Origin of the sequence: Cellulosimicrobium sp. SH8 (genome assembly GCF_025818875.1) — a bacterium.
GTDB lineage: Bacteria > Actinomycetota > Actinomycetes > Actinomycetales > Cellulomonadaceae > Cellulosimicrobium > Cellulosimicrobium cellulans_D.
On sequence record NZ_JAMXMH010000001.1, the window covers coordinates 268,411 to 282,830 of the forward strand.

Below are 14,420 nucleotides of genomic sequence, written 5' to 3' on the forward strand. Positions count from 1 at the left end.
GTCACCGTAGCCGGTCCGGGTGGGGACTCTCGCCGAGGCCGGTGAGCGCCCGGAGCAGGACGGCGTGACCGGCCCGCGAGGCCCCGGGCAGCCAGACGGCGAAGACGGCCCCGAACGCGAGCGGGAGGAGCGCGACGCACCACGCGACCCCGTTCTGGTAGACGGCGCCGAGCGTCGCGAGCCCGGCGGCCGCGGCGAGCCAGATCGCGACCAGGAGGAGATCCAGCCCGCTCGGCGCGACCGCCCCGCGCACCCGGACGCCGTCGGGCTCCTGGGTGAGACGGGCTCGCAGCACGCTGTGGCCGCTCGCGTGCGCACCGCTGGCCCAGCGGCGCGCGACGAGCACGTCGCCGCGCACGCGGACCCGGACCTCCTGCCCGCGGCGCGGCAGCTCTGTGGCGCGGCGCCGGACGTCGGCGGTCGAGACCCGCGGGAGGAGCAGGTCGAGGGGGACGCGGAGCACGGCGCCGAGCATAGGTCGTCAGCAGCAGCGCGACCCCGGGTTGGCGTCCTGCTCGGCGTGGCGCACGCGCCAGAACTCGCGCTCGGTCATCACGACCCCGCCCGGGTGCAGCGCGCGCTGGTGCGCGGCGTAGGTCGCGTACGCGTCGTCGCCCATGACCTGCCGCACGTACCAGCGGACGGCGCGGAGCCCCGCCACGACGGTCGCGCGGACCGTCGTGGCGGGACCCTGCGCGTCCTGCCGCACCGTCACCGGTGCCCCGTCGCGGCAGGACGCTTCTCGGGCGGCAGCGCCGCCCACTCCTTCTGGATCGCCTTCTCGGCCTTCGTCGCGACCAGGTCCGCCGGGGCGAACCGGCGCGACGCCACGGGCGGGTCCTCGTGGTTCGTGCCGCCGCCGTCGCGCAGCGCCTTCGCGGTCACGAGCACCGAGGTGACGATGACGACGATCGCGAGCACGACGAAGACGATCGACAGCGTGCCCTGGACGAACGTGTTGCGGACGACCGCCTCCATCGCCTCGACCGAGCCGGCCGTGCCGAAGGACGTCTCGCCCGCGGCGAGCGCGTCCTGGAAGGCGTTGTGGTTGGCCCAGTACCCGACCGCGGGCACGGGGGAGAAGATCTTCTCGATCGACGCCCAGATGGTGATGACCGCGGTGAACGCGAGCGGCGCCGCGACGATCCACAGCCAGCGCTGGTAGCTGCGCCCCCGCTTGGCGACGATCGCCAGCACGACGGCGAGCGCGATGGCCGCGAGGAGCTGGTTGGCGATGCCGAACAGCGGGAAGAACGTGTTGATGCCGCCGAGCGGGTCGGTCACGCCGAGGTAGAGGATCGATCCCCACCCGGCGACCATGATCGCGGTGCACAACCACACGCCGGGTCGCCACGTCACGTCCCGGAACTTCGGCGCCACGTTGCCGATCGTGTCCTGGAGCATGAAGCGCGCGACGCGCGTGCCGGCGTCGACGGCGGTGAGGATGAACAGCGCCTCGAACATGATCGCGAAGTGGTACCAGAAGCCCATCATCGCGGTGCCGCCCACGAGCTGCTGCATGATGTGCGCGAGGCCCAGGGCGAGCGTCGGGGCGCCGCCCGTGCGGGACACGATCGACGGCTCGCCGACCGCCTCGGCGGTGGACGTGAGCATGTCCGGCGTGAGGTTGACGCCCATGAGCCCGAGCCCGTTGACGAAGGCCACGGCCCCCTCGACGGTGCCCCCGGTCGCGCCCGCGGACGAGTTCATCGCGAAGTAGATGCCGCGGTCGATGGAGATCGCGGCGACGAGCGCCATGATCGCGACGAACGACTCCATGAGCATGCCGCCGTAGCCGATGAAGCGCGTCTGGCGCTCCTTCTCGACGAGCTTGGGCGTCGTGCCCGACGCGATGAGGGCGTGGAACCCGGACAGCGCACCGCACGCGATCGTCACGAAGAGGAAGGGCCAGAGGGCGCCGGACACGACCGGGCCGGTCTCGCCGCTCGCGAACTCGCTGATCGCGGGGACGGTGATCTCCGGCCGCACGACGATCACCGCGACGGCGAGGACGACGATGACGCCGACCTTCATGAACGTCGACAGGTAGTCGCGCGGCGCGAGCAGGAGCCACACGGGCAGGACGGCCGCGACGAAGCCGTAGACGATCACGCCGACGGCGATGGTCGTGCGGTCGAGGGTGAAGAGGTCGGCTCCCCAGGCGGTGTCGGCGATCCAGCCGCCGCCGATGATCGCGGCGAGCAGCAGGACGAAGCCGATGACGGAGACCTCGGTGATCTTGCCCGGGCGGAGGTAGCGCAGGTACACGCCCATGAACAGCGCGATGGGGATCGTCATCGAGACGGAGAAGACGCCCCACGGGCTCTCGCCGAGCGCGTTGACGACCACGAGCGCGAGGATCGCGACGATGATGATCATGATGAGCAGCGACGCGACGATCGCGGCGGTGCCGCCCACGCGGCCGAGCTCCTGGCGCGCCATCTGGCCGATGGTCCGCCCGCCGCGGCGCATGGAGAAGAACAGGACGAGGTAGTCCTGCACCGCGCCCGCGAGCACGACGCCGACGATGATCCAGATCGTGCCCGGCAGGTAGCCCATCTGCGCGGCGAGCACCGGGCCGACGAGCGGGCCCGCACCGGCGATGGCGGCGAAGTGGTGGCCGAACAGCACGTGGCGGTCGGTCGGGACGTAGTCCTTGCCGTCCTCGCGCGACTCGGCGGGCGTCGCCCGGCGGTCGTCGGGGCGCGTGATGTAGCGCTCGATGACCTTGGAGTAGAAGCGGTACCCGATGAGGTACGTGCACACGGCGGCGAACACGAACCAGATCGCGTTCACCGTCTCGCCGCGGACGACCGCTAGCATCACCCAGGCGATGCCGCCCAGCAGCGAGATCGCGGCCCACAGGGCGATCTTCTGCGGCGTCCAGCGGGTCCGCGTCTGCGCTCCGGGGACGGAGTCGGGCACTGCGGTGGGGGGCAGCGACGGGTCCGGCACGATCTCCGGCTCGTCGGGGGCGGCGTTCCGCGCCGCGCGGGTGTCTGTCGTCATCGAGCCTCTCCAGGGTCGCGTCGTTGCGTCCGACCTCGGAAGGCTAGGGAGCCCGCGAGGGGGTGATCCAGGTCACGTCGACCGGCGGTCGAGGTGTGCGACGAACGGTGGCCGGCGTGCGACGAACGGCACCGCGCCGGACCGTTGCCGGACGCCGGGCGCGCCGTGGCGCCCCGGGTTAGCGTCGGGTGACGACCCGCGCCCCGAGCCCGCAGGAGTGTCCGTGCCACCGTCCCCGCGTTCCCTCGACCGTGCCTCCGTGGCGGCCGTGCTCGCGCTGACGGTCGTGCTCGCCGTCCTGGCGGCCGTCGCGGTCACGGGCGGCCGCGCCGCCGCGGCGCAGGCCGAGACCGGTCGCCTCTCGCTCTTCAAGCGGATCGAGAACCTGGACACCGGATCCTCGGAGGGACGCCGCGAGCTGTGGACGATGCACGCGGTGAACGTCACGACGGGCGCGACGATCGAGGGCGACGGGCTCAACGGCGTGCAGTCGCTCGAGGTCCCGGCGGGGACGTACCGCCTCTCCGAGTCGGGCGGCGTGGCCGGCTACCGGTTCCAGAACTGGAACTGCGGCGGGGCGGACATCCTCGACCCGACGCCCGAGGTCGTCGTGCCTCCCGGCGGGTCGGTCCAGTGCACGGTCGACAACGAGGCGGTCCGCCCGAGCCTGACGCTCGTCAAGGAGGTCGAGGGCGGCACCGCGTCGCCGGCCGACTGGACGCTGCGCGCGCAAGGACCCGAGTCGGTCGCGGGGCCGTCCGGCAGCCCCGCGGTGACGGGCGTGCCGATGCGGATCGGGCAGTACACGCTGTCGGAGGAGGGCGGACCGGCCGGGTACCGGAGCGAGGGCTGGACGTGCGACGGCGCCCCGCTGTCGGGGGACGTCGTCACCCTCGACCTGGGGCGGTCGGTCACGTGCACGGTCCGCAACGTGTCGGGCGCGGGCGGTGGGGCGGAGCCGACGCTCACGCTCGTCAAGGAGGTCGTCGGCGGCCCGGCCGGCGCCGAGGACTGGACGCTCGGCGCGACCGGGCCGCAGTCGATCTCGGGCGTGAGCGGCGACCCGGAGGTGACGGCGGCAGGCGTCGTGCCCGGCGAGTACGCGCTCGGGGAGCAGGGCCCCGTCGGCTACGCGGGAGCGTGGTCCTGCACGGGCGCCGCGGCGGGCGACGGCGCCGGCGGGAGCGTGACGATCGCCCCGGCCGAGCACGTCACGTGCACCGCGACCAACACGTGGCAGGGCGGGGTCCTCACGCTCGTCAAGGAGATCGAGGGCCCGACGACGGCCGTCCCCGGGGACTGGACGCTCACCGCGGCGGGCGAGGGCACCACCGTCTCGGGCTCGAGCGGATCGCCGGACGTCACCGGAGTGGACGTCCCGCCCGGTGACTACGCGCTCTCCGAGGCGGGCTGGACGGGGTTCGACCCGGGACCGTGGCGGTGCACCGGCGGCACGCTCGACGGCTCGGTCGTCAGCGTCCAGCCCGGCGCGACGGTCGTGTGCACGGTGACGAACACCGTCGTGCTGCCGCACCTCACGCTCGTCAAGGAGGTCCAGGGTGGACCGACCGTGCCCGCCGACTGGTCGCTCGCGGCGACGGGGCCGCAGGCCGGGGGCGGGACGGCGACGATCACGGGCCCGTCCGGCGGGGTCGAGGTGTCCCACGTGCACGTGGGCGCCGGCGAGCACACGCTCGCGGAGCTCACGACCCTGCCCGACCACGAGTCGGGGGAGTGGGTGTGCGAGGGGGCGACCGGCCAGGCGGGCGACGTCGTGACGATCGCGCCGGACGACGACGTGGTCTGCACGGTGACGAACACCTACGTCGGCTCGACGCTCACGCTCGTCAAGGACGTCGTGGGCGGGTCCGCCGACCCGGCCGCGTGGACCCTCACCGCGACCGACGCGGCCGGGGACGCGGTCGTCGAGGGCGGGAGCGGGACCCCCGCGACGACGCAGCGGCACCTGCCCGCCGGCGACTACGAGCTCGCGGAGACGGGAGGGTTCGGCGGGTACGACAGCGAGGGGTGGTCGTGCACGGGAGACGCGACGCTCACGGGCGCGACGGTGTCGCTGCCCGCGGGAGGTGTCGCGACGTGCACGGTGACCAACGTCGCGCAGCTCCCGCACCTCACGCTCGTCAAGGAGCTCGACGACCGCGGGTTCACCGGCGAGGTCGACGCCACGGAGTGGACCCTCTCCGCCGAGGGCGCCGGGCTGTCGGCCTCGGGCCCGACCGCGAGCGCCGCTGTCTCGCACGTGAGCGTCGAGCCCGGGCGGTACGCCCTCGCGGAGAGCGGCGGGCCCGAGGGGTGGACCTCGCTCGGCTGGAGCTGCGAGGGTGCGCGCGTGGCGGGGTCCACGGTGATCGTCCCCGCGGGGGCCGACGTCGTGTGCACGGTGACGAACCACTGGCTCGCCGGCACGCTGACGCTCCACAAGGAGGTCGTCGACGATGCGGCCCCGGCCGACGACTGGGAGCTCACCGCCGCGGGACCCACCCCGTTGTCGGGTCCCGACGGCAGCCTCGACGTGACCACCGTCCCCGTCGCCGAGGGCGCCTACGACCTCTCGGAGTCGGACAGCGAGTGGGTCTACGAGCAGGTGGCGTGGGCCTGCGACGGCGGCGAGCTGGTCGACGACACGGTCCGGGTCGGCGACGGTGCCGACGTCACGTGCACCGTCACCAACTCGGTCACCGGCCCGACGACGCCCACCGAACCCGGCGAGACGTCGCCGCCCACGGACGGGCCGACGTCGGACGTGCCCGGGCCGGACGCGATCCCGACGCCCGGTGCGACCCCCGGCGAGGAGGACCTCGCCACGACCGGCTCGGCCGTCACCGGGCTGCTCGCCACAGCGCTCGCGGCCCTCGTGCTGGGCGGGGTCCTGCTCGCGCTGCGACGGCGCCGTGCGCGTGACGACGCGGGCTGACGCGGGCTGACCGCGCCGAGGCCGGCGTGCCGTGGTCACCGCGCGCGACCGTGCCGCGCGGGCTACGGTCCTGACGTGGCCGACGAGGAAGCGGACAGCAAGGGCGGCCGGTCGTGGCGCGAGACCGTGACCGTGGTGCTGCTCGCGGTGACGGCCGTCCTCACGGCGTGGAGCGGGTTCGAGGCGAGCAAGTGGGGCGGCGAGATGTCGATCGCCTTCTCGCGCGCGTCGACCCAGCGCATCGAGGCGTCCACGGAGCGCGCGCACGCCGACACCGCCCGGTCCATCGACCTCCAGGTGTTCAGCCTGTGGCTCGAGGCGTACGCGACCGGGGACACGGAGCTGGAGGAGTTCACGCGCGCGCGGTTCACACCCCACTTCCAGCCGGCGTTCGACGAGTGGCTCGCGTCGCGCCCCCTCCAGAACCCTGACGCCGCGCCGAGCCCGTTCGCGCTCGACGCCTACGTCCCGCCGGGGGCGGTCGAGGCGGTCGAGGCCGACGAGCGGGCGGACGCCCTCTTCGCGCAGGCGCTCGTCAACAACCAGCGGGGCGACAACTACACGCTGACGACCGTGCTCTTCGCGCTCGTGCTGTTCTTCGGCGCGTTCGCGGGGCGGTTCCGCTCGGAGCGCGCGTCCTGGGCCATGGTCGGCCTCGCGTGCGTGGTCCTCGTCGTCGGCGTCGTCCTCCTCGCGACCTTCCCCAAGATCGTCTGACACCGCGGTCCCCAGGGCACCTGGGGCCTCGTAGCCTGGGCCTCGTAGCCTGGGGCGATGCAGACCCTCACGACAGCCCGGCTCACCCTCCGCCCGTGGCAGCCCGACGACGCCGACGCCGTCCTGGACATCTACTCGCGCTGGGACGTCATGCGGTTCATCGGCGTGACGCCGCGCGTCCTGGAGCACCGCGACGAGGCGCTGGAGCGGGTCGAGCGCTGGGCCGCCGCCGACGACGGCACGCACGGGGTCTGGGCCGTCGTCCCGCGCGAGGGCGAGGGCGCGGGCCTGCCCGACGCCGCGCCCGTGGGGACCATCCTGCTCAAGCCCATCCCGGCGTCCGGCACCGGCGACCCGCTGCAGCCGTCGGGCGACACGGAGATCGGGTGGCACTTCCACCCCGACGTGTGGGGCCGCGGGTACGCGTCGGAGGCGGCGGCCGCCGTCCTGGCGCACGCGTTCGAGCGGGGTCTCGACCGGGTCGTCGCGGTGACGCATCCCGACAACGCGGCGTCCCAGGCGGTGTGTCGCCGGATCGGCATGACCCACCGCGGCACGACGGACGCGTACTACGACACGACCTGCGAGCTGTTCGACGTGACCGCCCCCTGACGGGAACGCCCCGTCAGGGCACCCGCGTGAGGCGCCGGACCGCGCCGAGGACGTCGACGTCGTCGTGCGGCTCGGTGTCGAGCGCGCGGTGGATGGTCATGCCCTCGATGAACGCGTCGAGCACGCGGCACGTCGCGGGGTCGAAGTGGCGGCCGAGCGCGTCGCGGCTGCGGCGCATCCAGTCGTTCGTGAGGGTCCGGTAGGCCGGGTCGCGCGCCGCGAGCGTGTAGAGCTCGTGCGACAGGACGAGGTCGCGCTGGGTGGCGAAGACGTCGTGCGTGATGAGCGTCGTGACCGCCTGCACGGCCTCCTCGGGCGTGCGGGCGTCGCTCATGCGCCGCTCGAACTGGGCGGCGGCGTCGCGCGTGAACCGGCCGAACGCCTCGCGCAGCAGCTCGTCCATCCCGGCGAAGTGGTACGTCATCGACCCGAGCGGGACGTCGGCCGCGGCCGCTACGCGCCGGTGCGACGTGCCCGCGACGCCGTGCTCGGCGACGACGTCGAGGCACGCGTCGATGATGCGGTCGCGCCGCTCCGGGTCGTGGCGGCGGGCGCGGGGCGTCGTCCCGGTCGGGGCCTCAGGGGCGCTCATGGTCAGATGTTCTCGCGGATCGCCCGGGCCGGGTTGCCCACCGCCACGACGTTCGCGGGCAGGTCGCGCGTCACGACGGAGCCCGCGCCCACCACCGTGTTGTCGCCGATCGTCACGCCCGGGCACACGATCACGCCGCCGCCGAGCCACACGTTGTCGCCGAGCGTGATGGGCTCGGCCGCCTCGAGCTTGTCGCGCCGAGGCTGCGGATCGACGGGGTGGGTCGGGGTGAGGAGCTGGACGTTCGGCCCGATGAGGCAGTCGTCGCCGATCGTGATCGCCGCGACGTCGAGCGCGGTGAGGCCGGAGTTGACGAAGGTCCGGGCGCCGAGGTGCACGTTGCTGCCGAAGTCGACCGCGAGCGGCGGCTTGACCCACGACCCCTCGCCGAGCGACCCGAGCAGGTCGGCGAGGATCTCGCGGGCGTGGGTGTCGTCGCCGTCGCCGTCGAGGACGGCGCGGTGGAACGCGTCGACGAGGCGCATGCCCCGGTGGACGCCGCGCGCGATCTCCGGGTCGTCGGCGACGTACAGGTCGCCCGCGGCCATGCGCTCGTAGCTCGTGCGGTCGTCGCCGGCGAAGTAGTCGGTGGTCATGCGGTGGTGGCCTCCTCGGGCGCGGTCGTGCGGCGGTCGTGGTCATCATGCCGGGCGGGGGACGGCGCACCGTCGTGTTCGACGCGGCCCGGCCTGCCCGTGGAGCGCCGTCGCGGGGCGAGCACGCCGGCCAGGAGCACGACGACGAGGCCGGCCAGCGGCAGGACGAGCAGCCCGGCGCGCAGGCTCGTGGCGTCGGCGACGAGCCCGACGATCGGCGGGGACAGGAGGAACCCGAGGCGCATGAGCCACGACACGAGGGTGAGGCCCGTGCCCGCGCGCAGGCCAGGGAGCTCGTCGGCCTGCTGCATCGCGGCGGGGACCAGGGTCGCGACGCCGAACCCGGCCGCGGCGAACCCCGCGATCGTGCCCGGGACGGACGGGAACGCGAGCGCGAGGCCCGTGCCGAGCAGGACGAGCGCGCCCCCGGTCCGGGCGACGGCCCGCTGGCCGAAGCGGTCGACGAGGCGGTCGCCGACGAGCCGGCCGACGAACTGCGCGCCGACGAGCGCGACGAACCCGGCGGCGGCGAGCGTCGCCGGGGCGCCCAGCGACCCGGAGAGGTAGACCGCCGCCCACGTGCTGCCCGCGTCCTCCACGAGCGTGCTCGCGACGGCGACGAGGACGAGCGCCGCGAGGACGGCGACGGTGCGCGTGCGGGACGTGCGCGCGGCGGCCGCGGCGGCGGCCTCGGCGCTGGTCGGGACGCCCGGGGAGGCGAGCGCCCCGGCCTCGCCCGCGACGTCGTCGGGCACCTCGCCGTCCAGCCCGGGCAGGCACGAGCGCAGGGCCACGAGGGCGACGACGGAGAACAGCGCGCCCGTGATCGCCAGGTGCACGGCGAGCGGCAGGTCGAGCGCGATCGCGGCGGCGGCCATGCCGCCGCCGACCACGGCGCCGACCGACCAGAGCGCGTGGAAGCCGTTGATGATCGAGCGGCCGTAGCGGCGCTGCACCCGCAGGCCGTGGGCGTTCTGCGCGACGTCGGTGAACGCGTCCATCGCGCCTGCCGCGAACAGCGCGACGACGAGCAGCGGCAGCGCGGGTGCGAGGCCCGCGAGCAGCAGCCCGGCCGCGGTGAGCACGGTGCCGGCGACCGCGACCCGCGCCGACCCGAAGCGGCGCACGAGCGCTGCGGCGGCGAGGCCCGCGGTGATGGCCCCTGCGGGGAACGCGGCGACGGCGAGCCCGTAGGTGGCGTTCCCCAGGTCGAGCCCGGCCTTGATCTCGGGGTAGCGCGGCACGAGGTTCGCGAACAGCGCGCCGTTCGTGAGGAACAGCGCGGCGACGGCGACGCGGGCGCGGCGGACGTCGAGCGCGGGTCGAGCGAGGGCGGAGGACGACATGCGGACGATCGTACGCACGATGCGTACGCTCGTACACATCCGCGGGCGGTGCCGAACCCGGGGTCGTTCCCCGGATCGGCGCCGAGGTGGGGAGAAACCACGGGTTCGGCGGGGCGGGGGCGGCGTCTGCACCTAGGCTGGCGGGCATGGACACCGAGGAACGCCTGGCCGTCTTCATCGACTACGAGAACCTCGCGCTCGGCGCGCGCGAGCACCTGGGCGGCATGACGTTCGACTTCGGGCCGATCGCCGACGCGCTCGCGGTGCGCGGGCGCGTGGTCGTGCGGCGCGCTTACGCCGACTGGTCGTACTTCGACGAGGACCGCCGCTCGCTCACGCGGCACCAGGTCGAGCTCATCGAGATGCCGCAGCGCATGGGCGCGTCGCGCAAGAACGCGGCCGACATCAAGATGGTCGTCGACGCGATCGAGATGGCGTTCGAGCGCGACTACATCTCGACGTTCGTCATGTGCACGGGGGACAGCGACTTCTCCCCGCTCGTCCACAAGCTGCGCGAGCTCAACAAGCGCGTCATCGGGGTCGGGGTCGAGAAGTCGACGTCGCGGCTCCTGCCCCCCGCGTGCGACGAGTTCCTCTTCTACGACCGCCTCGAGGGTGTCGACGTCCCCGACGAGCCGGAGCCCCGATCCGTGCGTGGCGGGCGCGCCTCGGGCGGGACGACGTCGGGCACGGGCAAGGCGAAGCGCGGCGGCGGGCGCTCGACCGGGCGCCGCAAGGCGACCGAGATCGCCGAGCCGGAGGTCGAGACGCCGGCCGCGGCGGCGCTCGCGGAGCTGGGCGAGGCCGTCGGGCGCACGACCCGCCGCGGCGAGCCCGTCGTGACGGAGAGCGACGAGGTCGACGTCACGACGACGTCGGTCACCGAGGCGCCCGAGGCGGTCGAGACCTCGGCGCCTGCCCCCGAGGCCGACGACGAGGCGCCGTCCGGCGAGGACCTTCCCATGGAGGTGCGCGTCGCGCAGACGCTCGCGGACCTGGAGGCGTCGACGAGCGGCGCGGTGACGGCGTCCGTGCTCAAGCGCACGCTGCTGCGCAAGGACCCGACGTTCAGCGAGGCCGACTACGGGTTCCGCAACTTCGGTGAGTTCCTGCGGTTCCTGGCCGACCGGAGCTTCGTCGAGCTCGCGCCCGGGCCGGCGACGGGTGACCCCGAGGTGTCTCTGCCGGCCCAGGGCGACACCGACCAGGCGTTCGCCCTCGTGCGCGAGGTCGTGCAGGAGGAGGGCGGCTCGGCCGTCCTGTCCGGGCTGAAGAACGCGATCCGCAAGAGGCGCCCGGACTTCAGCGAGAAGGCGCTCGGCTACCGCGGGTTCCTGCAGTTCTGCAAGGCGGCGCAGGCCGCCGGCGCCGTCGACCTGGCCTGGGACGACGACGCCGACGACTACCGCGTGTCGGTCGCCTAGCGGCTCGCCTAGCGGGCGACGAAGGCGAGCAGCGCCTCGTTGACCTCGGCGGCGTGCGTGACGAGCAGCCCGTGGGGCGCGCCCTCGACCTCGACGTACTCGGCGTCCGGCACGAGCTGCCGGAAGCGACGCCCGGTCGCGTCGATCGGGAGGATGTTGTCCTTCGTGCCGTGGAGGATCAGCGTCGGCTTGCCGGCCGCGCGGACGGCCTCGACGTCGGCCCGGAAGTCCTCGATCCACGTGGGCACGACGGCATACGCGGCGACGGGAGCGGAACCGATCGCGGTGATCCAGCTCGCGCGCACGGTGTCCTCGCTGATGCGCGTCCCGAGGTTCTCGTCGAGGTTGTAGAAGTTCTTGTAGAAGTCGGTGTACCAGGCGTACCGGTCGGCGCGGGCGGCGTCGACGATCCCGTCGAACACCGACTGCGGGACGCCCTCGGGGTTGTCGTCGCGCTGGACGAGGAACGGCTCGAGGGACGCGAGGAACGCGAGCTTGGCGACGCGCTCGTGCCCGTGGTTGTGCACGTAGCGGGCGAGCTCGCCGGTGCCCATGGAGAACCCGACGAGGATCACGTCGCGCAGGTCGAGCGTCTCGAGGACGGTGTTCAGGTCGGCCGCGAAGGTGTCGTAGTCGTACCCGCTGCCGACCTTGCTCGACGCGCCGAACCCGCGGCGGTCGTACGTGATGACGCGGTGGCCGGCGTCGATCAGCTCGCGCTTCTGGAGCTCCCAGCTGTGCCCGTCGAGGGGGTAGCCGTGGATGAGGACGACCGGCTGCCCGGTGCCCTGGTCCTCGTAGTAGAGCTCGATGTCGGTGGAGTTCTCCTGCCCGACGGTGATGTACCCCATGGTCGTGCTCCCTTCGCGGAAGTCGGGAGAACGGTCGTTCTCCCGTTGGTCGCTACACTAGAGAACGATGGTTCTCTCTGCAAGAGGGGCGTGGTGAACAGGAGATGACGATGCTCGACGACGCGAGCGCTCGCACGCTGGTGGTGGCTGCCGCCGACCGGCTGTTCTACGCGCGCGGCGTCCAGTCCGTGGGGATGGACGCGGTCCGCACCGAGGCCGGGGTGTCGCTCAAGCGCATCTACGCGCTCTTCCCCTCCAAGGACGACCTGGTCGTCGCGGTGCTGCGGCACCGCACCGAGCAGTGGGACTCGGGGATCGCGCGCGCGGCAGCCGGTGCGACCGCGCCGCGCGACCGGCTGCTGGCCGTGTTCGACTTCCTCGACGCGTGGTTCCGCGAGGACGGGTTCCGCGGGTGCGCGTTCATCAACTCGTTCGGCGAGCTCGGCGCGACGTCGCCCGCCGTCGCCGCGGCCGTGCGCGAGCACAAGGAGTCGTTCCAGCGGTACGCGCGCGACGTCGCGCGCGAGGCCGGCCTGCCCGACGACGTCGCGCTCCAGGTCGTGCTGCTCGCCGAGGGTGCGCAGACGACGGCGGCGATCACGCAGGACGCCGACGTCGCGCGCCAGGCGCGCCGGGCGGCCGAGGCGATCCTCGACGCGGCGGTCCCGGCGACCGCCTGAGCCCGCGGGCGCGTGCGCGTGGGGAACCGGCGCCGGTGCCCGGCACTTCCTGAGGATGGATGTGGGAGCGATTCCACGACACGCCGAGAGAGCGCTTGCTCGCGCGTACGGCACCCCCGTAGGTTCGCGGACGGAGGGCCGAGGAACGGCCCCCGCCCGGTGCAGAGTCGCGCCGAGAGCACGTCGCGCACCGTGGCGAGACGCAGGCGGCAGCCGCCGCCGGACCTGGAGGATCGATGGACCTCGCACGTCAGCGTTCACCCCGTCCCACGCCCCTGCGGGGCGCCCGCCCGCGACCCGGCCGGCCACGACGTCGTCCGGCCCCGCGCCTCGGCGACACCGCGCGCCGCGTCCTCGCGGGTGCGGTCGCGGCGCTCACCGTGAGCGCCGGGGCGCTCGTGGCGGCTCCCGCCGCGACGGCGGCCCCGGGCGACATCATATGGTCGGACGAGTTCGACGGCGCCGCGGGCTCGGCCCCGAGCTCCGCCCGCTGGAACCACGAGACGGGCGCCGGCGGGTGGGGCAACGCCGAGCTCCAGAACTACACGACGTCGCGCGCGAACTCCGCGCTCGACGGGCAGGGCCACCTCGTCATCACCGCACGGCGCGAGGCCGACGGGTCGTACACGTCCGCGCGCATGACGACCCAGGGGAAGTACCAGCCGCAGTACGGGCGCGTCGAGGCCCGCATCCAGATCCCGCGCGGCCAGGGCATCTGGCCGGCGTTCTGGATGCTGGGCGGCAACCTCCCCGGGGTCGGCTGGCCGACGTCGGGCGAGATCGACGTCATGGAGAACGTCGGCTTCGAGCCGCACCGCGTGCACGGCACGGTGCACGGGCCGGGGTACTCCGGCGGCGCCGGCATCACGGGCATGTACCAGCACCCGCAGGGCTGGTCGTTCGCCGACGACTTCCACACCTTCGCCGTCGACTGGAAGCCCGGCGAGATCACCTGGTTCGTCGACGGCCAGCAGTTCCACCGCGTCACGCGCGCGAGCGTCGGCGCCAACGCGTGGGTGTTCGACCAGCCGTTCTTCCTCATCCTCAACGTCGCGGTCGGCGGACAGTGGCCCGGGTACCCCGACGGCACGACGCAGCTCCCCCAGCAGATGAAGGTGGACTACGTGCGGGTCTACGACAACGGCTCGGGAACCTCGAACCCGAACCCCGGCGGCGGCCTCCCGACCGGGACCGGGACGATCCGGATCGCGAACGGGTACTGCCTCGACGTCCCGTGGGGCCAGACGCACGACGGCAACCGCGTGCAGATCGTCCCGTGCAACGGCAACGCCGCCCAGTCGTGGACGCGGGGGAGCGACGGGACCATCAGGGCGCTCGGCAAGTGCCTCGACGTGAGCGGCAGCGGCACGGCGAACGGGACGGCGGTCCAGCTCTGGACGTGCAACGGCACGAACGCGCAGAAGTGGGCCTACGACGCGGGGGCGAGGACGCTGCGCAACCCGCAGGCGGGGAAGTGCCTCGACGCCGAGGGCGGCAACCCGCTCTACGAGGGCCAGCGGTTCGTGATCTGGGACTGCCACGGGTCGACCAACCAGCAGTGGACCTTCTGAGCCGTCCGCAGCCGAGCGATGCGTCCGCGTGCGAGCGCTGCGTCCCCGGACGCATCCCTCGCGCGCGGACGCATCTCTCGCCGGAGG

13 protein-coding genes are annotated in these 14,420 nt (G+C 73.8%); 6 read left to right on the top strand and 7 right to left on the bottom strand.

Annotation, left to right across the window (positions count from 1 at the left end; all coding sequences use genetic code 11):
- Position 1: 1 nt before the first annotated feature.
- The 3 genes from NF338_RS01190 to NF338_RS01200 are packed head-to-tail and all read right to left on the bottom strand — an operon-like array spanning position 2 to position 3,009.
- Positions 2–463 (bottom strand): hypothetical protein, encoded by a 462-nt coding sequence (locus NF338_RS01190; RefSeq protein WP_264029098.1) that lies wholly within the window; start codon positions 461–463, stop codon positions 2–4.
- A gap of 18 nt (positions 464–481) precedes the next feature.
- Positions 482–715, bottom strand: coding sequence for a YbdD/YjiX family protein (locus tag NF338_RS01195; protein ID WP_318782935.1), 234 nt, complete (start codon positions 713–715; stop codon positions 482–484).
- Entirely contained in the window at positions 712–3,009 is a 2,298-nt protein-coding gene (locus tag NF338_RS01200; protein WP_264029099.1) for a carbon starvation CstA family protein, read from the bottom strand. The genes NF338_RS01195 and NF338_RS01200 overlap by 4 nt, the downstream gene beginning before the upstream one ends.
- A 259-nt stretch (positions 3,010–3,268) precedes the next feature.
- Between NF338_RS01200 and NF338_RS01205 the strand changes: the two genes are divergently transcribed.
- The 3 genes from NF338_RS01205 (at position 3,269) to NF338_RS01215 (ending at position 7,273) form a co-directional block, all read left to right on the top strand.
- Positions 3,269–5,944 carry a hypothetical protein gene (locus NF338_RS01205; RefSeq protein WP_264029100.1) on the top strand — a complete coding sequence of 892 codons (2,676 nt, stop codon included), beginning with the start codon at positions 3,269–3,271 and terminating at the stop codon, positions 5,942–5,944.
- Between the two features lie 75 nt (positions 5,945–6,019).
- Positions 6,020–6,661 carry a hypothetical protein gene (locus NF338_RS01210; protein ID WP_264029101.1) on the top strand — a complete coding sequence of 214 codons (642 nt, stop codon included), beginning with the start codon at positions 6,020–6,022 and terminating at the stop codon, positions 6,659–6,661.
- Between the two features lie 57 nt (positions 6,662–6,718).
- On the top strand, positions 6,719–7,273 hold the full coding sequence (locus tag NF338_RS01215; RefSeq protein WP_264029102.1) for a GNAT family N-acetyltransferase: 555 nt from the start codon (positions 6,719–6,721) through the stop codon (positions 7,271–7,273).
- Positions 7,274–7,286: 13 nt separating this feature from the next.
- Here the strand turns inward: NF338_RS01215 and NF338_RS01220 are convergent, their stop codons facing one another.
- From NF338_RS01220 to NF338_RS01230, 3 genes are read right to left on the bottom strand one after another with little or no spacing between them, the layout of a single operon-like run.
- Positions 7,287–7,865, bottom strand: a complete 579-nt coding sequence (locus NF338_RS01220) for a TetR/AcrR family transcriptional regulator (RefSeq protein ID WP_264029103.1) — start codon at positions 7,863–7,865, stop codon at positions 7,287–7,289.
- Positions 7,866–7,867: 2 nt separating this feature from the next.
- Positions 7,868–8,461 carry a sugar O-acetyltransferase gene (locus tag NF338_RS01225; protein WP_264029104.1) on the bottom strand — a complete coding sequence of 198 codons (594 nt, stop codon included), beginning with the start codon at positions 8,459–8,461 and terminating at the stop codon, positions 7,868–7,870.
- Positions 8,458–9,807, bottom strand: coding sequence for an MFS transporter (locus NF338_RS01230; protein WP_264029105.1), 1,350 nt, complete (start codon positions 9,805–9,807; stop codon positions 8,458–8,460). Before NF338_RS01230 ends, NF338_RS01225 begins: the two co-directional genes overlap by 4 nt.
- Before the next feature lie 146 nt (positions 9,808–9,953).
- Between NF338_RS01230 and NF338_RS01235 the strand changes: the two genes are divergently transcribed.
- Entirely contained in the window at positions 9,954–11,231 is a 1,278-nt protein-coding gene (locus NF338_RS01235; protein WP_264029106.1) for a PIN domain-containing protein, read from the top strand.
- An 8-nt stretch (positions 11,232–11,239) separates the two neighbouring features.
- On the opposite strand, the gene NF338_RS01240 is transcribed toward NF338_RS01235, so the two are convergent.
- Positions 11,240–12,082, bottom strand: a complete 843-nt coding sequence (locus NF338_RS01240; protein WP_087470321.1) for an alpha/beta fold hydrolase — start codon at positions 12,080–12,082, stop codon at positions 11,240–11,242.
- Between the two features lie 110 nt (positions 12,083–12,192).
- On the opposite strand from NF338_RS01240, the gene NF338_RS01245 reads away from it, so the two are divergent.
- A complete protein-coding gene (locus tag NF338_RS01245) occupies positions 12,193–12,762 on the top strand; it encodes a TetR/AcrR family transcriptional regulator (protein ID WP_264029107.1) in 570 nt (189 codons plus the stop codon).
- Positions 12,763–12,998: 236 nt separating this feature from the next.
- Positions 12,999–14,333 (top strand): ricin-type beta-trefoil lectin domain protein, encoded by a 1,335-nt coding sequence (locus NF338_RS01250; protein WP_264029108.1) that lies wholly within the window; start codon positions 12,999–13,001, stop codon positions 14,331–14,333.
- The last annotated feature ends 87 nt before the right edge of the window (positions 14,334–14,420 follow it).